Source organism: Umezawaea beigongshangensis (genome assembly GCF_016464305.1).
GTDB lineage: Bacteria > Actinomycetota > Actinomycetes > Mycobacteriales > Pseudonocardiaceae > Umezawaea_A > Umezawaea_A beigongshangensis.
In genome coordinates this window covers 80,779-99,383 of sequence record NZ_JAEIOJ010000006.1, presented here as the reverse complement: position 1 = coordinate 99,383, position 18,605 = coordinate 80,779, and the positions used below count along the sequence as shown (strand labels likewise).

Genomic DNA, 18,605 nt, shown 5'->3' with positions numbered 1-18,605 from the left:
GCCGCCTCACGACCTCAGCGAGGCCAGCACGTCGAGGTCCACACCCACCAGCGACTCGCGGAAGGTCCGGCGCTCACCGGGCTCCACGGGCACGTCGCACGGCACCACCAGCACCGCGCAGCCCGCCGCCACCGCCGCGGCCACGCCCGTGGGCGAGTCCTCCACCGCGACGCAGTCCACCGCGTCGACCCCCAGCGACCGGGCCGCCCTCAGGTACGGCTCGGGCAGCGGCTTGTTGTGGCCGTCCACCTCGTCGCCGCACACCGTCACGTCGAACAGGTCGCGGCCGATCGTGTCCAGCGCGACCTCGGTCAGCGAGCGCTCGGTGGAGGTCACCAGCGCCATCGGCACGCCCGAGGCCCGCACGGCGTGCAGCGCGTCCCGGGCGCCGTCCCGCCACGGCAGGCCCGCGCGGAACACCTCCTCGGTGCGGCGGGCGATCCACGCCGCCGCGTCCACCAGCTCCTCCGCCGTGGGCACGACGCCCAGGTCGCCGTAGAGCAGCGCCAGGGTCTTCGGCACGTTCGTGCCCACCATCGCCTGCCGCGTGGCGAGCGTCAGCGTCCCGCCCTGCTTCTCGGCGAACTCGTACAGCGGGACGTCCCACAGCTTCTCGGAGTCCAGCAGCGTGCCGTCCATGTCCCACAGCACGGCCGCCGGGCGCGTCGTCCCGCTCATGCGTTGAAGTACTTCGCCTCGGGGTGGTGCGCCACGAAGGCGTCCGTGGACTGCTCCGGGTGCAGTTGCAGCTCCTCGGACAGCTCGACGCCGATGCGACCCGGCTGGAGCAGCTCGACCACCTTCGTCCGGTCCTCCATGTTCGGGCACGCGCCGTAGCCCAGCGAGTAGCGGGCGCCGCGGTAGCCGAGCTTGAAGAACTCCTCCACGTCCTCGGGGTCCTCCTGCGCGACGGTGGCGCCGCCGGAGAAGGCCAGCTCCTCGCGGACGCGCCGGTGCCAGTACTCGGCGAGCGCCTCGGTGAGCTGCACGCCGAGGCCGTGGACCTCCAGGTACTCGCGGTAGGAGTCCTTGGCGAACAGCTCGTTCGCGTAGTCCGCGATCGGCTGGCCCATCGTGACGAGGTGGAACGGGATCACGTCGACCTCACCGGCCTCGACCGCCGCCTCGCGGGGACGCCAGAAGTCCGCCAGGCACAGCCGCCGGTCCCGGCGCTGGCGCGGGAAGGTGAACCGGGTCCGCTCGGGGGCATCGGGCGCCGGCTCGGACAGGATCACCAGGTCGTCGCCCTCGGACACGCACGGGAAGTAGCCGTAGACGACGGCGGCGTGCGCGAGCACGCCCTCGGTGGCCAGGCGCTCCATCCAGTAGCGCAGCCGCGGGCGGCCCTCGGTCTCGACCAGCTCCTCGTAGGTGGGGCCGGTGCCGCGGGAGCCCTTGAGGCCCCACTGCCCCATGAACGTCGCGCGCTCGTCGAGCATCGCCGCGTAGTCGCCGACGGGGATTCCCCTGACCACGCGGGTGCCCCAGAACGGCGGCGTCGGGATCGGCACGTCGGTGGCCACGTCGGAGCGCGCGGGCACCGGCAGGGCGGCCTCCTCGGCCTCCTGCTTCGCCCTGCGCTCGGCGGCGATGCGCAGCGAGCGCTCGCGGCGTGCCCTGCGCTCGGCGGCCTTCGCCTCGGCCTCGGGGTCCACGTGCGGGCTCTCCCCGCGCTTGGCCGCCATGACCGCGTCCATCAGCCGCAGGCCCTCGAAGGCGTCGCGGGCGTAGCGGACGTCGCCGAGGTACGTCTCGGTCAGGTCGTTCTCCACGTAGGCCCTGGTGAGAGCCGCGCCGCCGAGCAGCACGGGCCACCGCGCGGCGACACCGCGCGAGTTCATCTCCTCCAGGTTCTCCTTCATCACGACCGTGGACTTCACCAGCAGGCCGGACATGCCGATGGCGTCGGCGCGGTGCTCCTCCGCGGCGTCGAGGATCGCGGTGATGGGCTGCTTGATGCCCAGGTTCACGACCTCGTAGCCGTTGTTGGACAGGATGATGTCCACGAGGTTCTTGCCGATGTCGTGCACGTCGCCCTTGACGGTGGCCAGCACGATGCGGCCCTTGCCCTCGTCGTCGGCGCGCTCCATGTGCGGTTCGAGGTGCGCCACGGCGGTCTTCATGACCTCGGCGGACTGGAGCACGAACGGCAGCTGCATCTGGCCGGAGCCGAACAGCTCGCCGACGGTCTTCATCCCGGACAGCAGCGTGTCGTTGATGATCTCCAGCGCCGGGCGCTCGTCCAGCGCGGTGTCGAGGTCGGCCTCCAGACCGTTGCGCTCGCCGTCCACGATGCGCCGCTCCAGGCGCTCGAACAGCGGGAGCTTCGCCAGCTCCTCGGCGCGGCTGGCCCTGTTGGAGGACGCGGTGACGCCCTCGAACAGCGACATCAGCTTCTGGAGCGGGTCGTAGCCCTCGCGGCGGCGGTCGTAGACGAGGTCGAGCGCGACGGCGCGCTGCTCGTCGGGGATGCGCGCCATCGGGATGATCTTGGAGGCGTGCACGATCGCGGTCGACAGCCCCGCCTGCACGGCCTCGTGCAGGAAGACCGAGTTGAGCACCTGCCGGGCGGCGGAGTTGAGGCCGAACGACACGTTCGACACCCCCAGGGTGGTCTGCACGTCCGGGTGGAGCTTCTTCAGCTGCCGGATGGCCTCGATCGTCTCGATCGCGTCCTTGCGGACCTCCTCCTGTCCCGTGGTGATCGGGAAGGTCAGGCAGTCCACGACGATGTCGCTGGCGCGCATCCCCCAGTCGCGCACCAGGGCCTCGATGGTGCGGGTCGCGATGGCGACCTTCCTCTCCGCGGTGCGGGCCTGGCCCTCCTCGTCGATGCACATCACGACGACGGCGGCGCCGTGCTCGGACACCAGCTCCATCGTGCGCTGGAACCGGGAGCCGGGGCCGTCGCCGTCCTCGTAGTTCACCGAGTTGACGGCGCAGCGGCCACCCAGGCGCTCCAGCCCGGCCTGGATGACCTCCGGCTCGGTGGAGTCGAGCACGATCGGCAGGGTCGAGGCGGTGGCGAGCCGCCCGGCCAGCTCGTCCATGTCGGCCGCGCCGTCGCGCCCCACGTAGTCGATGCACAGGTCCAGCAGGTGGGCGCCGTCGCGGGTCTGGTCGCGGGCGATCTCCACGCAGTCGTCGTAGCGCCGCTCCAGCATCGCCTCGCGGAACGCCTTGGAGCCGTTGGCGTTGGTGCGCTCGCCGATCATCAGCACCGACGCGTCCTGCTGGAACGGGACGGCCTGGTAGAGCGAGGACACCCCCGGCTCGGGCCGGGGCTTGCGCGGCACGGCCCCGAGGCCCCGCACGGCCTCGGAGACCTGCCTGACGTGCTCCGCGGTGGTGCCGCAACAGCCGCCGACCAGCCGCACGCCGAACTCGGTGACGAACCCGGACAGCGACTCGGCCAGCTCCTCCGGGCTCAGCGGGTACACCGCGCCGTTCGGGCCGAGCTGCGGCAGACCGGCGTTGGGCATGACCGACAGCGGGATGCGCGAGTGCTTGGCGAGCTGGCGCAGGTGCTCGCTCATCTCGGCGGGGCCGGTCGCGCAGTTGAGCCCGATCAGGTCGATGCCGAGCGGTTCGAGGGCGATCAGGGCCGCGCCGATCTCCGTGCCCAGCAGCATCGTGCCGGTCGTCTCCACCGTCACCTGGGCGATGATCGGGATCTGCCGGCCCTCGACCTTCATCGCGCGCTTGGCGCCGATGATCGCGGCCTTGGTCTGGAGGAGGTCCTGCGAGGTCTCGACGATCACCGCGTCGGCCCCGCCGGCGATCAGACCGGCGACCTGCTCGACGTAGGCGTCGCGCAGTCGCGCGTACGGGGCGTGCCCCAGCGTGGGCAGCTTCGTGCCGGGGCCGACCGAGCCCAGGACGAAGCGCGGCTTGTCCGGGGTGCTGAACTCGTCGGCGACCTCGCGCGCCAGCGAGGCGCCCAGTTCCGACAGCTCGCGGATGCGGTCCTCGATGCCGTAGTCCGCCAGGTTCGGCAGGTTGGCCCCGAAGGTGTTGGTCTCCACGGCGTCGGCGCCGACCTCCAGGTAGCCCCGGTGCACCCCCCGCACGACGTCGGGTCTGGTCACGTTGAGGATCTCGTTGCACCCCTCGTGACCTGCGAAGTCGTCGAGCGTGAGCTCCACGGACTGGAGCATCGTGCCCATCGCGCCGTCGGCGACGACGACGCGGTCTTCGAGGGCGGCCAGGAGCGGGGACGTGGCACGATCCAGCATGTGCCAAGCCTACGGCCATCCAGCTCCGAGATTGGTCGTAGGCTGACCAGGTGACCGATCCGGACCAGAGCTCCACGACACCCTCCGACTCGCCGAAACCGCTCTCGGGAGCGATCATGGTCGCGGCGTTCGAGGGCTGGAACGACGCTGGCGACGCCGCCAGCACCGCGATCGAGCACCTTCAGCTCACGTGGGACGCCAAGCCGCTCGCCGACCTCGACCCGGACGACTACTACGACTTCCAGGTGACGAGGCCCACAGTCCACCTGGTGGACGGCATCACGCGCCGGGTCGAGTGGCCGACGACCAGGCTGACGGTGTGCCGGCCGCCCGGCTCCTCGACCGACATCGTCCTCGTCCACGGCATCGAGCCGAACATGCGGTGGCGGAACTTCGCGGCGGAACTCGTCGGCCACGCCGAGGCGCTGGGGATCACCACGGTCGTCACGCTGGGCGCGCTGCTCATGGACACCCCGCACACCCGGCCGGTCCCGGTCACGGGCACCGCCTACGACGCGGCCTCCGCGTCGAAGTACGGGCTGGAGACCTCCCGCTACGAGGGCCCCACCGGCATCGTCGGCGTCTTCCAGGACGCGTGCGTGCAGGCGGGCGTCCCGGCGATCTCGTTCTGGGCGGCGGTGCCGCACTACGTGTCGCAGGCGCCGTCCCCGAAGGCGACGCTCGCCCTGCTGCACCGCGTGGAGGAGGTCCTCGACGTGGAGGTGCCGCTGGGCGCGCTGCCCGAGCAGGCCGAGGAGTGGGAGCGCACCGTCAGCGAGATGGCGGACGAGGACGAGGACGTGCGCAACTACGTGCGGGCGCTGGAGGAGCGCGGCGACGCCGAGATCCAGCTCACCGAGACCAGCGGTGACGCCATCGCCGCCGAGTTCGAGCGCTACCTGCGCCGCAGGGGGCAGGGACCGGGTCGCGGCCCGACGGGGATGTAGGCGACCGCCCCGCGCACCCGGCCGGGTGCGCGGGGCGGCTTCCGCCGGCACCGGGAGGCGTCAGCGCGCCGGTGCCGCCGCGGGCCGGTCGGCGGTCCGCCGCAGGGCCACCAGCACGACGATCCCCGCCAGCAGGTAGAACCCGGCCTGCGCGTCGAGCACGGCGATCAGCCCGAGCGGGGCGACGAGCGCGCCGCCGAGCAGCACCCCCGCCGCCTGGAGGGCGTCGAACAGGGTGAAGGCGCTGCTCATCACCCGTCCGCGCACCTCGTCGGCCGTGTGCTCCTGGAGCACGGTCAGCAGCGCGCTGATCCCGGTCAGCCCCGGTGCGCCCATCGCGGCGCACAGCAGGACGTACCAGCCGAGCGCGGTGGTGACGTGCGGGCCGTTCCAGACGAGCGCCGTGATCGCGGCGAAGGCGACGAGCGATCCGCCGAGCACGACCTCGGAGCGCCACCGGCGGACGATCGCGCCGAGCGCCGCACCGGCCGCGAGCGCGCCCACCGCCTGCACGCCGCGCAGCAGGCCGACCTCGGTCCCCCCGCCGCCGAGCCGGTCGGTGACGAACACGACGAACAGCACCGCGAACACGCCCTGCGCCACGGCCATGAGACCGAACGCCAGCAGCGCCACCCGCAACGCGGCGCTGCGGCGGATCTCGCCGAGCCCGTCGAGCCACGCGCGCAGCGCCGGTGCGCGCTCGGGCCGGGCGCGCTCGGGCCGGGCGCGCTCGGGCCGGGCCTGCGCGCGCAGGGGCCGGGCCAGCAGGGCCGCGGCGAGGCCGAACGAGGCCACGTTCACGACCAGCACGCCCGGCAGGCCGGTGAGGCCGAGCAGCAGGCCGCCGAGGGAGGCGCCCACGAGGCGGGCGAGGTTGTTGCCCAGGCCCACGAGACCGTTGGCCGCCAGCACGTCGGCCCGGTCCACGAGGGTGGGCAGCAGGGCGTTGCGGGCGGGTTCGACGAGCGCGGCGAGAGCGGACTGCGCGGCGATCACCAGGTTGACGAGCAGCAGGTCCTCGGCGCGGTCAACGGCCAGCAGCGGCAGCAGCGCGAGCCCCTGGGCGACCATCGCCCACAGCACCAGCCGTCGCCGGTCCCAGCGGTCGGCGAGCACACCGGCGACGGGCCCGAGCAGCACGCCGGGCAGCAGTCCGAGCACGAGCGTCGCCGCCGTCGCGGTGGCGGAACCGGTGAGCTGCAGGACGACGACGGGCAGGGCGATCCGCAGCCCCCAGTCCCCCGTCTCGGCCACGAGACCCGCGATCCACAGCCGCCGGAACGCGGGCGCCGCCAGCGGTCCGCGCATCACCCCTCCACCAGCGGGAACGCCTGCACGCCGACCCGGACGACCGCCGCGTCCTCCGGCGCGTCCGGCCGCAGCGGCGCGAGGTAGGGGCGGAGCAGGTCGTCGACCTGCTCCATCAGCCGGGTCAGCTCGGCCGGAGCGACCCGCAGGCCGTAGACCTGGTGGGCCGAGGCGAGGAGCCACTCGCGGGAGAACTCCTCCTGGCGGTCGAGGAACGCGCGCATCTGCCGGTGGTCCTCCGCGAGGCCGAGGGCGAGCAGCGCCTCCTGCGCGGTCCGCACGGCGGGGTCCTCGTCGAAGGCGCCGGTGTCGAAGCCGACGGCCGTGGCCCGCCACGGTCGTTCCCGCCCGTCCCCGCCCTCGGTCCGCTCGACGAAGTCGAACCTGGCGAGCTGCCGCAGGTGCCAGCTGCAGTTGGAGGCGCTGGAACGCACGGCGGCCGCGCACTCGCTGGCGGTGCGCGGCCCGTTGACCAGCAGGTGCCGGAGCAGGGCGAGGCGCAGCGGGTGGGTCAGGGCCTTGAGCGCCTCCACGTCGTGGACGCGGCGCGGCTTCGGGTGGCTCACGGTCCTCCACTCTGAAAGACTTCTTTCGAAGTTTTTCTTTCAGAGTCGCACCCGCCCCGGCCACCGTCAAGCCCCCGGCCGGGGTCCGCCGGGCTCGCCACCGTCGAACGAGCCCGGCGAATTCGCAGAACAACGTTCGAACGAACGTCGAAGACATTCACGTACTTGACGCGTTCCATCATTCAACTGAAACGCGACAAAATGGTTGACCGCGCATTGCCTCCTCATTAACGTCGTCGCCGCACGACGTCGCCACGACAACCGCTGCCACACCGTCGCCCGTCCTTGCACAGACGGACGGCCGTCCTCGTGCTCTTTTCCGCGCGGAACGGCCGCACTTCTTCCGGAGGTAGAAGATGTCTCGCACCACCAACGGAGCGCGACGAGCACGAGCGCCGTGGCGCACGGCTCTGCTGTCGGCCGTCGTGGTCGCCGGTGCCGCCGTCGGCGCACCGAGCGCCACCGCGGCGCCGTTCGACCTCGCCGGGTGGGCCACCCAGGGCGGTGGCACCACCGGCGGCGGCAACGCCTCGCCCGTCACCGTCTCGACCTCCGCCGCGCTGATCAGCGCGATGCAGTCGTCGAGTCCCGCGGTGATCCGCGTGTCCGGCACGATCGCGCTGTCCACGAGGTCGAAGGTGGCCGCCAACAAGACGATCGTCGGCGTGGGGTCCAACGCCGCGATCACCGGCAACGGCCTGAACATCTCCAAGGTCTCCAACGTGATCGTCCGCAACATCGCCTTCCGCGACTGGTCGGACGACGCGATCAACGTCGAGTACTCCACCCGCGTGTGGATCGACCACAACTCGTTCGCCAACGGCAGCGACGGCGCGGTCGACATCAAGCGCGCGTCCGACCACGTGACCGTGTCGTGGAACAAGTTCACCGACCACAACAAGACGATGCTGCTCGGGCACGACGACGGCAACGGCGGAGAGGACCGCGGAAAGCTGCGCGTCACCTACCACCACAACTGGTTCGACGGCACGCAGCAGCGGCACCCGCGGGTGCGCTTCGGCAATCCCGTGCACGTCTACAACAACTACTACGGTGGAGTGACGGACTACGGCGTCGCCTCGACGATGGAGGCGGGCGTGCTGGTCGAGGGCAACTTCTTCGAGAACACCGACGACCCGTTCCACCGCGGTGAGGGCGATTCGCCCGGCGCGAATCTCGTCGCGCGCAACAACCACTTCGTGAACTCGGGTTCGGGCGACGCGGGCGGTTCCGTGGCCGCGATCCCCTACTCCTACGCGCTCGACGCGGCCAGCACGGTGAAGTCCGTGGTGACCAGCGGGGCGGGCACCGGGAAGATCTGATCCCGCGGTCGGCGGGGGAGGTGGGGCCGCGGTGGCCCCACCTCCCCCGCCGTCATCCGACGTCGCGCCGCCGGAACGTCCACACCCCGGCGACCACCAGCACCGCGGCGATGCCCGTCACCCACAGCAGCGGCGCCGCCGTCACCTCGTTCCCCGGCACCCTCGGCAGGTGGGTGAAGGGCGAGAGCTCCACCAGCCACTCCGGCAGCTGGAGCAGCGCCCCGAGCTGACCGATCACCAGGAAGGCCGTGAGCGCGGCCCACGCCAACGCGGTCAGCCGCGGCACCGCGCCGAACAGCAGGACCGCCAGACCGCCGACGAACCACGCGCCCGGCACCTGCACGAGAGCGCCGGCGAGCACGCGCGGGAGCTGCCCGGCCACGTCACCGCCGGCGATGCCGTGCACCAGTCCGGCGCAGAGCCCGGCGGCGGTCAGCAGCAGGGCCGATCCGCCGAACGCCGGCAGCAGGTGGCTCGTGATCCAGGAGGTCCGGGTGACGCCCGTGGCCAGGACGGGTTCGGCACGCAGGTCCGTCTCCTCGACGCGCAGCCGCAGCGCGGCCTGCACCGCGTACGCCGAGGCCACGATCCCCAGGACGCCCGTCGCGAGCGCCAGGTAGGAGTCGACGAGACCGCCGACGCCGCCGAGCTGCTCCAGCAGCCGCACCGTCTGCGGCGAGTCGGCCACGAGGTCCCCGATCCCGCCCGCCACCGATCCGACGGCCGCGCCGCCCAGCGCGGCACCGGCCGTCCAGCCCACCAGCGAGCCGCGCTGCAAGCGCCAGGCCAGGCCGAGCGGTCCGCGCAGCGAGCCGCCCGCCGACGCGCGCCCTGGACGCGTCGGCAGCAGACCGGCGCCGACGTCGCGCCGCGCCGCGAGCGCGAACGCGGCGGCCGAGACGACCAGCGTCGCCACGAGCGGCAGAGCGAGCACCTCCCAGCGCTCGTCGGCGAAGGACCGGACCTGCTGCGCCCAGCCGAGCGGTGACAGCCAGGACAGCCAGGTCGCCTCCGACGAGTCGCCCACCGCACGCAGCAGGTAGGCCGCGGCGAGGACGCAGGACGCGGCGCCGCTGGCCGTGCGGGCGTTCTCGGTGAGCTGTGCCGTGAGCCCGGCGACGGCGCCGAAGACGCACCCCGTACCGGCCACGGCCAGCCCGAGCGCGCTCGCCCCCGCCGCGCCGAGCCCCAGGCCCAGCAGGCCGAGCGCGCACAGCAGGCCGATCACGGCGTTCGCGCCGAGGAGCAGCAGCAGGCCCGCGGCGAGCGGCGCGCGCCGGCCCACGACGCCCGCGCAGACCAGTTCCACCCGTCCGGCCTGCTCCTCGGCGCGGGTGTGCCGCACGACGAGCAGCACGCTCATCACCGCCACGAGCAGCGCGGCGAAGAAGCCGACGCGCCAGGCCACGACGCCACCGATCTCGCCGAGTCCGAAGGGCGGCCCCACCATCGCCCGGTAGGCGGGGTTGCCGCCCACCCCGGCGGCGAGCTGCGCCCGCGACTCCGGCGTGCCGTAGAGCTCGGCGACGCTGGACGCGCCGCCGACGGTGATGCCCGCGATCGCGAGCACCCACACCGCGAGCCGCACGCGGTCCAGCCGCAGGGCCAGCCGCAGCAGCGCCGCGGTGCCGAGGGTTCCGCCCCTCATCGCGCGCCCACCCGTTCGTGCTCGTAGTGCCGCAGGAACAGCTCCTCCAGCGTGGGCGGCCGGCTGGTCAGGCTGCGCACGCCGGAGTCGACGAGCCGGCGCAGGACGGCGTCGAGGTGGTCGGTGTCGACCTCCAGGCGCACCCTGCCGCCGTCGACGTGCAGGTCGTGCACGCCGGGCAGGCCGGCGAGGCCGCGGGGCGGGGCGGCCAGGTCGGCGCTGATGCTGGTGCGGGTCAGGTGGCGCAGTTCGGCCAGCGTGCCGGTCTCGACGGTGCGGCCGGCGCGGATGATGCTCACGCGGTCGCACAGCGCCTCGACCTCGGCGAGGACGTGGCTCGACAGCAGCACCGTGCGTCCGCGGGCGCGCTCCTCGTTCACGCAGTCCTGGAACACGGCCTCCATCAGCGGGTCGAGGCCGGAGGTGGGCTCGTCGAGCAGGAGCAGCTCGACGTCCGAGGACAGCGCCGCGACCAGGGCGACCTTCTGCCGGTTGCCCTTGGAGTAGGTGCGGCTCTTCTTGCGCGGGTCCAGCTCGAAGCGCTCCAGCAGCTCGTCGCGGCGCGTGGTGTCCAGGCCGCCGCGCAGCCTGCCGAGCAGGTCGATCACCTCCCCGCCGGTGAGGGTGGGCCACAGGCTGACGTCGCCGGGCACGTGGGCGAGGCGGCGGTGCAGCGCGGCGGCGTCGCGCCACGGGTCGCCGCCCAGGAGGCGGGTCTCACCGCCGTCCGCGCGCAGCAGGCCCAGCAGCACCCGGATGGTCGTGGACTTCCCCGCGCCGTTCGGGCCGAGGAAGCCGTGGACCTCTCCGGTGCGGACGGTCAGGTCGAGACCGTCCAGCGCACGCGTCGGCCCGAAGGTCTTCACCAGGCCGGACGCGGAGATGGCGTCTGTCATGCCCCCGAAGCTACACTTCTTTCACAATTTCGTGAAGTTAAGAAATCCGATAAGCTCGCCCGCCGAGACGAGCTGTCAGACGAGGAGCGGGTGCCCGTGCCGGAGGCGAGCGAGCGGACCGACCAGGACGAGGCCGTGCTGCGGTTCGTCGAGCGGTTCTCGACGCTCTTCAGCGAGGCGGGCGTGCCGAAGATGGCCGCACGCGTCTTCGTGGCGCTGGTGTCGTCGCACGAGGGCCGTCTCACGTCGGCCGACCTCGCGGAGATGCTCAAGATCAGTCCGGCCGCGGTGTCCGGCGCGGTCCGCTACCTGACCCAGGTCGACCTGATCGCCCGCGACCGCGAGCCGGGATCGCGGCGCGAGGTGTACCGGGTGTTCGACGACCTCTGGTACGAGACGATCTTCCGCCGCGACCAGATGCTGCTGCGCTGGCAGAACGCCCTCGACGAGGGCGTGACCGTCCTCGGCGAGGACACGAGGGGCGGTCGCCGTCTGGCGGAGATGCGCGCGTTCTTCGAGTTCGTCCACGAGGAGCTGCCCCTCGTGATGGACCGCTGGCGCACCTACCGAGCATCCCGCTTCCCCCCGAGTTGAGCGTTCCAGCACCGCGAGTTGAGCGTTCCAGCACCGCGAGTGGAGCGTTCGCGTCCGGTCCGACGGGCGCGCGCCACGTACCGTTGACGACGTGAGCACCGCATCATCACCGACCCTCGCCCTGGACGACCAGTTCGCCCGCGCGCTCCCGGAGATGGCACTCCCCTGGCAGGCGGAACCGGTCGACGAACCGCGCCTGCTCGTGCTCAACGAGCCGCTGGCCGCCGAACTCGGCCTGGACGCCGACTGGCTGCGCAGTCCGGAGGGGCTGCGCCTGCTCGTCGGCAACCACGTCCCCGACGGCGCCAACCCGGTGGCCCAGGCGTACGCGGGGCACCAGTTCGGGAACTACTCCCCGCGTCTGGGCGACGGCCGCGCCCTCCTGCTGGGCGAACTCGTCCACGCCGACGGCCGCCCGCGCGACCTGCACCTCAAGGGCTCGGGGCGCACGCCGTTCGCCCGCGGTGGCGACGGCCTGGCCGCGGTCGGCCCGATGCTGCGCGAGTACCTCGTCAGCGAGGCGATGCACGCCCTGGGAATCCCCACGACCCGTTCCCTGGCCGTGGTGGCGACCGGGCGCACGGTGCACCGCGAGACGCCGCTGCCCGGAGCCGTGCTCGCGCGGGTCGCGAGCAGCCACCTGCGGGTCGGCAGCTTCCAGTACGCCCGCGCCACCGGCGACGTCGACCTCCTGCGCCGGCTCGCCGACCACGCGATCGCCCGCCACCACCCCAGCGCCGCGGACGCCGAGCACCCCCACCTCGCGCTGTTCGAGGCCGTGGTCGCCGCGCAGGCGTCGCTGGTGGCCCGGTGGATGCTCGCCGGCTTCGTCCACGGTGTCATGAACACCGACAACACGACGATCTCGGGCGAGACCATCGACTACGGGCCCTGCGCGTTCGTGGAGGCGTACGACCCGCACACCGTCTTCAGCTCCATCGACCAGCAGGGGCGCTACGCCTACGGCAACCAGCCGCTCGTGATCCAGTGGAACCTCGCCCGGCTCGCCGAGGCGCTCCTCCCGCTGCTCGCCGACGACCAGGAGCAGGGGGTCGAACTGGCGACCGCCGCGCTCGTCGCGTTCGGCGATCGGTACGACAGCGCCTTCTCGTCGGGGATGCGGGCCAAGCTCGGCCTGCCCGCCGGGCTCGCCGACGACGTGGCCTCGCCGCTGGTCGACGACCTGCTCGCCCTCCTGCGGGCGAACCACGTCGACCACACGTCGTTCTACCGCCGCCTCGGCAGGGCCGCCCGCGGCGACGCCGAGCCCGTGCGCGAGGTGTTCCTGGACCTGGCCGCGATCGACGAGTGGATCATCCGGTGGAGGGCGTTGGGCCCGGACGCCGACGCGGTGGACCGGGTGAACCCCGTCCACGTCCCCCGCAACCACCTCGTCGAGGAGGCCCTCGCCGCCGCCACCGGAGGGGATCAGGAGGCGTTCGCACAGCTCCTGGACGCGGTGCGCGCCCCCTACGAGGAACGCCCCGGCTTCGAGCGCTTCGCCGCCCCCGCCCCGGAGGACTTCAGCGCGACCTACCGGACCTTCTGCGGGACCTGAGTCCACCGTTCGCGCACCGCGAGCGGGGCGTTCGGGCGCGGTGCCGCTGAGCGCGCCCGCCCGACGCCGACCCCGGTGGTGGTCGCGGTGACGCTGCGGGACACGGCGCTGGACGCTGCCGAAGCCGGGGCGGGTCGCTCCCGAGCTTGACCCTGACGTGCGGGTCAGGGGTTAGCGTCCCCGCGCCGTGCGGACGACCGCGCGGTTCGCCGACCCGCAGAGGACCACGTCGTGCCCGCACTGCCCACCGTCTCCCGCGAAGTCCGTCTCGCCGTCGCACCCGACGGACCGGCCACCTCGGCCCACCTCGCCGTGGTCGAGGTCCCCCCGCCGGTGCCGGGGGACGGCGAGGTGCTCGTCGCGAACCGGCACTTCCTGGTGTTCGCCGCGCTGCTGCGCACGATGATGAGCAGCGGCGTGCAGGAGCACGGCGGAATCCGGCCCGGCGACGTGCTGCCCGGACCCGCGATCGGCGAGGTGATCTCCGCTCCCGAGGACAGCGGACTGCGTCCCGGCGACCTGGTCTCGCACGGGCGGGGGTGGCGCGAGCACGTCGTGCTCCCCGTCGCGGAGTGCTCGCCGCTGGGGGACGACCTGCCCGACCCCGTCGCGCACCTGTCGCAGGGGTGGTCGGCCTACGCGGCGCTCACCAGGGCGGTCGAGGTGCGTCCCGGTGACACGGTGTTCATCACCGGCGGGGCCGGTGCGCTCGGCGCGCTGGCCGGTCAGATCGCCCGGCTGCTCGGTGCGGGGCGCGTGATCGGCAGCACCGGTTCCCCGGCCAAGGTCGAGCGGATGCTCTCGGAGCTGGGCTACGACGCGGTCGTGGTGCGCGGGGCGGAGCCGGTGGCCGAGCAGTTGGCGAAGGCCGCTCCGGACGGCGTGGACGTCCTCGTCGACACCGTCGGCGGTGAGCAGTTGCGGGCCGCCGTCGCGCAGGCGCGACCGCACGCGCGCTTCGTGGTGGTCGGTGTGCTGTCCGCGCAGCTCGCGGAGCACGCCGACGCCGACGCACTCGTGGAGGTCGACCTGGCGCCGATCGTCCTGCGGCGCGTGCAGGTGCGCGGCTTCAACGCCGCTGACCACCCCGACGCGCTGCCGGAGTGGACCGAGCGCTTCGGCGGCTGGCTGCGCTCCGGGCAGATCACGTTCCCGCACGTCCGCGTCGACGGAATCGACCGTGCGCCGCTGGCGTTCGACGAGGTGATCGCCGGACGCCACCTGGGCGCCGTCGTCGTCGACCTGTAGGGGGACCGGATGCGGATCGGTGATGCGGCGGCAGCGGCGGGCACGACGCCCCGCGCACTGAGGTTCTACGAGCAGCGCGGACTCCTGCCCCCGTCGTGGCGCACCACGTCGGGGCAGCGGGAGTACGAGCCGGAGGACGTGGCCAGGGTCCGGATCGTCCGCGAGATGCTGGCGCTGGGCCTGACCGTCGAGGACGTCGCCGCTCTCGCGGAGGGCCTGCACGTGTTCGAGGGCGACGCGCTGCCGGAGCAGGAGGTTCCCGAACACGCCCGCACCCCCGCCGCCGCGGACGTGTTCGGGAACCGGCTGGCCGCGCTGGACGCGGAGATCGCCCGGCTGACCCGGCTGCGCGAGCGGATCGCCACCTGCCACGCCCAGCTCGCGACCGCGCCGACGCCGGACTGAACCCGGCGCCGATGAGCCTCAGAGGGTCACGGGCAGTGCCGCCAGCCGCCAGGTGCCGGGATCGGGCGCGCGCACCACGTCCTGCGGGGCGACGGCGAGCGCCAGGTCCGGGAACCGGCGCAGCAGTGCCGTGAGCGCGACCTCCGTCTGCACCCGCGCGAGCGGGGCCCCGAGGCAGAAGTGCGGGCCGTGGGCGAAGCCGACGTGTCCCGGCGCGCTCGGGGCGCGGGTGACGTCGAGGCGGTCCGGGTCGGCGAAGGCGCGCGGGTCGCGGTTGGCGGAGGCGAGCGCGGCGACGACCGGTTCGCCCTCGCGGACCAGCACACCGCCGATCTCGACGTCCTCCCGCGCGTAGCGGGGGATCGCGAGCAGCTGCGGCCCGCACCAGCGGATCAGCTCCTCGACCGCGCCGGGCACGAGACCGGGGTCGTCGCGCAGGGCGGCGAGCTGGTCGGGGTGCGACAGCAGCGCCTCCACGCCGTTCGCGATCAGGTTCGTCGGGGTCTGCCCCGCGAGGACGAGGTGCCAGACGAGGGTGACCAGTTCCGCGTCCTCCACACCGCCGGCCCGGAGGAGGGCCGAGAGGACGTCGTCGCCCGGTTCGGCGCGACGCCGCTCCACCGCCGTCCGCGCGCCGTCCACGATGGCGGGCACGGCCTCCGCGAACCGCGCTCCGTGCCCCGACACCACGGCCGTGCCGTACTCGCGCCACCGCGGGCGGTCGGCGGCGGGAACGCCGACCAGCTCGCAGATCACGTCCGTCGGCAGCGGTCGCGCCAGGTGCGCCAGCAGGTCGACCACGCCGTTCTCCGCGTGGTCCGGCAGGTCGTCGAGCAGGGCGTCGACGAGGGGCTCGATCCGCGGCCGGAACTCGGCGGCGCGGCGCGCGGTGAACGCCGGTGACACCAGCCTGCGCAGCCGGGCGTGCTCCGGCCCGTCCATCTCCTGCATGGTCCGCAGGTACGGCGCGCAGTGCTCGGGCACGTCGAGCGGCAGGTAGCTGGTGGAACCGGGTCCGATCCGGGAGTCGCCCAGCACCGCGCGCACCTCCTCGTACCGGGTGACGACCCACATCGGCGGAAATCCGGGTCCCGTCATCCGGGCCAGGGGTGAGCGTTCTCTGGCCCTGGCGTGCGCGGTGAACGGGTCGCGCAGGACATCGGGGTCGGTCAGGTCGATCACGGGCACACCGCTCGTGTCGTCGGTCATGACGGCTCCTCAGTCGGATGATGTGAACACATGATGACATCATGTGAATGACGACGTTATCTTGGAGCGGAACGGGCGACGACAGCGGGACGGGGAGCGCCGATGGCCAGGCTCACCAGGGCGGAGACGCAGGAGCGCAACCGCGCCGGGGTGCTGGCCGCCGCGCGGGAGGAGTTCGCCGAGCACGGCTTCCGCGACGCCAAGATCGACGTCATCGCCGAGCGGGCCGAGCTCACCCGCGGCGCGGTGTACTCCAACTTCCCCGGCAAGCGCGCCCTCTACTTCGCCGTCCTGGCGGAGAACGCCGAGCGCGCGCCGGTACCGCCCAGCACCGAGCCGGGACGCACGGCGCGCGAGGCGCTGGGCGCGTTCGCCCGCGCCCTGGTCACCCGGCTCCCCCTCGCCACGGACGAGCAGTACGGCGCGGCCCGGCTCGGGGTGGACCTCATGCCCGAGGTCGTCGCCGACGAGCGGATCCGCCGCCCGTTCGCGCAGTTGATGAAGCTCGACGCGGTCCTGCTCGGGCTCGCCCTCGAACGGCTGGACCCGCCGCGCGACCCGCGCGGCCGGATGGTGCGGGTGGCCGAGGCCGCGCTGACCACGCTGCACGGCGCGAGCCAGCTCGCCGCCGCCGCGCCCGAGTTCGTCGAGCCCTTCGACGTGATCAGCGTGTGCGAGCAGCTCGCCGACCTCGACCTGGGCGACCGGTGGCCACCGCGACCGATGGCGCCGGACGCGCGCTTCGTGGACGAGCCGTGGTCGCCACCGTCCTGCGTGGACCTGCTGCGCGGCGAGACCGTGCACCCCACCGGTGACGGCGTGGTCGCGGTCCTCGGGCTGCACCGGCTCGCCGCGGTCGAGGAGGCGGTGCGCGCGGCCCCGCCGGGCTCCGAGGTCACCGCGGTCCTCGTCACGAACGACCCGCACGAGCTGATGCCGCTGACCCGGCTGATGATCGCCGACCTGCGCAACGGCCTGCGCCGGGCGTTCCCGCCGTCGGCGCTGCCGCGCCTGCACGTCGTCTGCGACGGCGCGGGCCTCCTCGCCGCGGCGGCCGGCGCGCACGCGGTCAGCGACGCCACCGAGACCGCCGTCCGCGTGAAGGCGGGCCGGATCGTGGTGCGGGCGGAGGGCTTCGGCGCGTGCCACACGGCGGCCACGGCCGATCCGACGACCGCTCGCGCGGCCGAACCGGCGGCGCCGCACCGGACCCGCAACGCCGACAGCGCGCCGTGAGGGCGCGGCACCCCGCCTCCCCCCGACCGGGCGGTCGGCGAGTCCGACGACGGCGAGGAAGAGGAGGGCACGGCGACGTGGTGACGCCGCCCGGTCAGACCCGGACGACGAACTTCACCTCGACCAGCTGCTCGGGGAAGGCCAGGCGAGGCGTGCCGAGCATCGTGCTCGCCACCTGCGGGTCCGGTCGGCCGTACGCCTCCTTGCGCACCGGTCCGGCCACGGCCAGCAGAGCGTCGCAGTCGAGCGCGTAGACGACCTCCTCCACGACGTCGTCCAGCGACGCGCCGAACCGCGCCAGCAGCTTCGCCGCGTTGGCGTAGGACTGTCGCAGCTGCTCGCCCGTGTTGCTGAAGTCGGTCACCCTCCCGTCCTCGTCGACCGGAGCGGGGGCGACGAGCCGCTCCCCGTCGTGCGCCAACTGACCGGAGAGGTAGATGGTGTCGCCGTGCCTGACCGCCTGCACGTAGCCGTAGGACACCTCCCACGGAACCCCGTGGCTCTCGGTCCGCCTCACTCCGCTCATCCCGCTCCCCTCGTCACAGCACCCGTCGTGCCAGTAGCTCGACGCTATCGGGGCAGGTCAGGGGGGACCACCGCCGCTCGTGCCGATGTTGGAAAGGATCGTGCCACCACGGGTGGTGCCCGGATCGTCGCCGCCTGCACGAGCGCGCGATCCTCCCGCCGCACGACCGGCCTTGACCTCCAGGATGGTGGAGGTATCAGGGTTGTGCGCATGACCTCCACCGCGCACAGCCTCGACCTCGATGCCATCAGACAGGTCGTCGCCACCGTCGAGCACGCCCAGGCCGAGGAGCTCGTGGACGAGTTCGTCGCCCTGTTCCGGGAGGACGCCGTCTGGACCACCGGTCACGGCAAACGACTGACCGGCCGCGCCGAGATCGCCGCCTTCACGGCCGCGGTCCTGCCCGGCGCCATGACGGACCTCGTGCCGAGCTACGAGGTGGTGCACGTGCTGTTCGTCCGCCCGGACGTCGCCGCCGTGAAGGTCCGCCAGCGGTACTTCACCCGCGACGGGCAGCCCGCCGAGGGCGGCAAGGAGGGCAGTCCGCTGTACGTGATGTCGAAGGAGGACGGCCGGTGGTTGCTGACGGCCTGCCAGAACACCGAGGTGCTCGCCTGAGTTCCGCACGAGGAGCGCGCTCGTGACCGACCTGCCGCTGCGCGACGCCTCCGGCGACGTCCTGCTGGACGTCCGGTTCGCCGCCGAGTCCGAGGTGACGGCGCTGGCCGACCCGGACGAGATCGACACGGTGGGTCGTCACTCAGCAGAGTTCGAGGGGCCGCGGTCGCCGTGCTATCGGGGCAGGTCAGGGAGGACCACCGCCGCTCGTGCCGATGTTGGAAAGGATCGTGCCGCCCCGGAGACCACGTACCCTGACCGACGGGAACCGGCGCGGGAACGAGGGCGG

At 73.3% G+C, this 18,605-nt stretch carries 16 protein-coding genes; 8 read left to right on the top strand and 8 right to left on the bottom strand.

The window, feature by feature from the left end; all coding sequences use genetic code 11:
- Positions 1-6: 6 nt before the first annotated feature.
- Both IMZ35_RS16500 and metH read right to left on the bottom strand, forming a co-directional pair.
- Positions 7-678: an HAD family hydrolase gene (locus IMZ35_RS16500; protein WP_199441985.1), complete on the bottom strand. Its 672-nt coding sequence runs from the start codon at positions 676-678 to the stop codon at positions 7-9.
- Complete coding sequence (gene metH / locus IMZ35_RS16495) at positions 675-4,235, bottom strand: methionine synthase (RefSeq protein ID WP_199441984.1); 3,561 nt, start codon at positions 4,233-4,235, stop codon at positions 675-677. The genes IMZ35_RS16500 and metH overlap by 4 nt, the downstream gene beginning before the upstream one ends.
- A gap of 50 nt (positions 4,236-4,285) precedes the next feature.
- On the opposite strand from metH, the gene IMZ35_RS16490 reads away from it, so the two are divergent.
- Positions 4,286-5,182 (top strand): PAC2 family protein, encoded by an 897-nt coding sequence (locus tag IMZ35_RS16490; RefSeq protein WP_438816876.1) that lies wholly within the window; start codon positions 4,286-4,288, stop codon positions 5,180-5,182.
- A gap of 60 nt (positions 5,183-5,242) precedes the next feature.
- On the opposite strand, the gene IMZ35_RS16485 is transcribed toward IMZ35_RS16490, so the two are convergent.
- Together IMZ35_RS16485 and IMZ35_RS16480 are read right to left on the bottom strand one after the other, a co-directional pair.
- Positions 5,243-6,490 carry an MFS transporter gene (locus IMZ35_RS16485; RefSeq protein WP_199441983.1) on the bottom strand — a complete coding sequence of 416 codons (1,248 nt, stop codon included), beginning with the start codon at positions 6,488-6,490 and terminating at the stop codon, positions 5,243-5,245.
- Positions 6,490-7,056, bottom strand: a complete 567-nt coding sequence (locus IMZ35_RS16480) for a winged helix-turn-helix domain-containing protein (protein ID WP_199441982.1) — start codon at positions 7,054-7,056, stop codon at positions 6,490-6,492. Before IMZ35_RS16480 ends, IMZ35_RS16485 begins: the two co-directional genes overlap by 1 nt.
- A 356-nt stretch (positions 7,057-7,412) precedes the next feature.
- Between IMZ35_RS16480 and IMZ35_RS16475 the strand changes: the two genes are divergently transcribed.
- Positions 7,413-8,378 (top strand): pectate lyase family protein, encoded by a 966-nt coding sequence (locus IMZ35_RS16475; RefSeq protein WP_199441981.1) that lies wholly within the window; start codon positions 7,413-7,415, stop codon positions 8,376-8,378.
- 52 nt (positions 8,379-8,430) lie between these two features.
- Here the strand turns inward: IMZ35_RS16475 and IMZ35_RS16470 are convergent, their stop codons facing one another.
- Positions 8,431-10,026 (bottom strand): ABC transporter permease, encoded by a 1,596-nt coding sequence (locus IMZ35_RS16470; protein WP_199441980.1) that lies wholly within the window; start codon positions 10,024-10,026, stop codon positions 8,431-8,433.
- Positions 10,023-10,922: an ABC transporter ATP-binding protein gene (locus IMZ35_RS16465; protein ID WP_199441979.1), complete on the bottom strand. Its 900-nt coding sequence runs from the start codon at positions 10,920-10,922 to the stop codon at positions 10,023-10,025. Before IMZ35_RS16465 ends, IMZ35_RS16470 begins: the two co-directional genes overlap by 4 nt.
- Positions 10,923-11,018: 96 nt before the next feature.
- On the opposite strand from IMZ35_RS16465, the gene IMZ35_RS16460 reads away from it, so the two are divergent.
- The 4 genes from IMZ35_RS16460 (at position 11,019) to IMZ35_RS16445 (ending at position 14,727) form a co-directional block, all read left to right on the top strand.
- Positions 11,019-11,516 carry a GbsR/MarR family transcriptional regulator gene (locus IMZ35_RS16460; RefSeq protein WP_199441978.1) on the top strand — a complete coding sequence of 166 codons (498 nt, stop codon included), beginning with the start codon at positions 11,019-11,021 and terminating at the stop codon, positions 11,514-11,516.
- Between the two features lie 91 nt (positions 11,517-11,607).
- On the top strand, positions 11,608-13,074 hold the full coding sequence (locus tag IMZ35_RS16455; protein WP_199441977.1) for a protein adenylyltransferase SelO: 1,467 nt from the start codon (positions 11,608-11,610) through the stop codon (positions 13,072-13,074).
- A 231-nt stretch (positions 13,075-13,305) separates the two neighbouring features.
- Positions 13,306-14,322: an MDR family NADP-dependent oxidoreductase gene (locus IMZ35_RS16450; protein WP_199441976.1), complete on the top strand. Its 1,017-nt coding sequence runs from the start codon at positions 13,306-13,308 to the stop codon at positions 14,320-14,322.
- A gap of 9 nt (positions 14,323-14,331) precedes the next feature.
- The gene (locus IMZ35_RS16445; RefSeq protein ID WP_199441975.1) at positions 14,332-14,727 is read left to right on the top strand and encodes a MerR family transcriptional regulator; all 396 of its coding nucleotides are present in this window, start codon (positions 14,332-14,334) and stop codon (positions 14,725-14,727) included.
- 18 nt (positions 14,728-14,745) lie between these two features.
- On the opposite strand, the gene IMZ35_RS16440 is transcribed toward IMZ35_RS16445, so the two are convergent.
- A complete protein-coding gene (locus IMZ35_RS16440; protein WP_199441974.1) occupies positions 14,746-15,936 on the bottom strand; it encodes a cytochrome P450 family protein in 1,191 nt (396 codons plus the stop codon).
- A gap of 102 nt (positions 15,937-16,038) precedes the next feature.
- On the opposite strand from IMZ35_RS16440, the gene IMZ35_RS16435 reads away from it, so the two are divergent.
- Positions 16,039-17,172, top strand: coding sequence for a TetR/AcrR family transcriptional regulator (locus tag IMZ35_RS16435; RefSeq protein WP_199441973.1), 1,134 nt, complete (start codon positions 16,039-16,041; stop codon positions 17,170-17,172).
- Between the two features lie 94 nt (positions 17,173-17,266).
- On the opposite strand, the gene IMZ35_RS16430 is transcribed toward IMZ35_RS16435, so the two are convergent.
- A complete protein-coding gene (locus IMZ35_RS16430; protein WP_199441972.1) occupies positions 17,267-17,698 on the bottom strand; it encodes a Rid family hydrolase in 432 nt (143 codons plus the stop codon).
- 210 nt (positions 17,699-17,908) lie between these two features.
- Between IMZ35_RS16430 and IMZ35_RS16425 the strand changes: the two genes are divergently transcribed.
- Complete coding sequence (locus IMZ35_RS16425; RefSeq protein WP_199441971.1) at positions 17,909-18,316, top strand: SgcJ/EcaC family oxidoreductase; 408 nt, start codon at positions 17,909-17,911, stop codon at positions 18,314-18,316.
- Positions 18,317-18,605: the final 289 nt, after the last annotated feature.

Bases quoted from the DNA above. Each gene is read 5' to 3' on its own strand.
- IMZ35_RS16425 (WP_199441971.1), top strand. From the start codon at position 17,909: ATGACCTCCACCGCGCACAGCCTCGACCTCGATGCCATCAGACAGGTC.
- IMZ35_RS16485 (WP_199441983.1), bottom strand. From the start codon at position 6,490: ATGCGCGGACCGCTGGCGGCGCCCGCGTTCCGGCGGCTGTGGATCGCG.
- IMZ35_RS16445 (WP_199441975.1), top strand. From the start codon at position 14,332: ATGCGGATCGGTGATGCGGCGGCAGCGGCGGGCACGACGCCCCGCGCA.
- metH (WP_199441984.1), bottom strand. From the start codon at position 4,235: ATGCTGGATCGTGCCACGTCCCCGCTCCTGGCCGCCCTCGAAGACCGC.
- IMZ35_RS16500 (WP_199441985.1), bottom strand. From the start codon at position 678: ATGAGCGGGACGACGCGCCCGGCGGCCGTGCTGTGGGACATGGACGGC.
- IMZ35_RS16435 (WP_199441973.1), top strand. From the start codon at position 16,039: ATGGCCAGGCTCACCAGGGCGGAGACGCAGGAGCGCAACCGCGCCGGG.
- IMZ35_RS16475 (WP_199441981.1), top strand. From the start codon at position 7,413: ATGTCTCGCACCACCAACGGAGCGCGACGAGCACGAGCGCCGTGGCGC.
- IMZ35_RS16430 (WP_199441972.1), bottom strand. From the start codon at position 17,698: ATGAGCGGAGTGAGGCGGACCGAGAGCCACGGGGTTCCGTGGGAGGTG.
- IMZ35_RS16440 (WP_199441974.1), bottom strand. From the start codon at position 15,936: ATGACCGACGACACGAGCGGTGTGCCCGTGATCGACCTGACCGACCCC.
- IMZ35_RS16470 (WP_199441980.1), bottom strand. From the start codon at position 10,026: ATGAGGGGCGGAACCCTCGGCACCGCGGCGCTGCTGCGGCTGGCCCTG.
- IMZ35_RS16465 (WP_199441979.1), bottom strand. From the start codon at position 10,922: ATGACAGACGCCATCTCCGCGTCCGGCCTGGTGAAGACCTTCGGGCCG.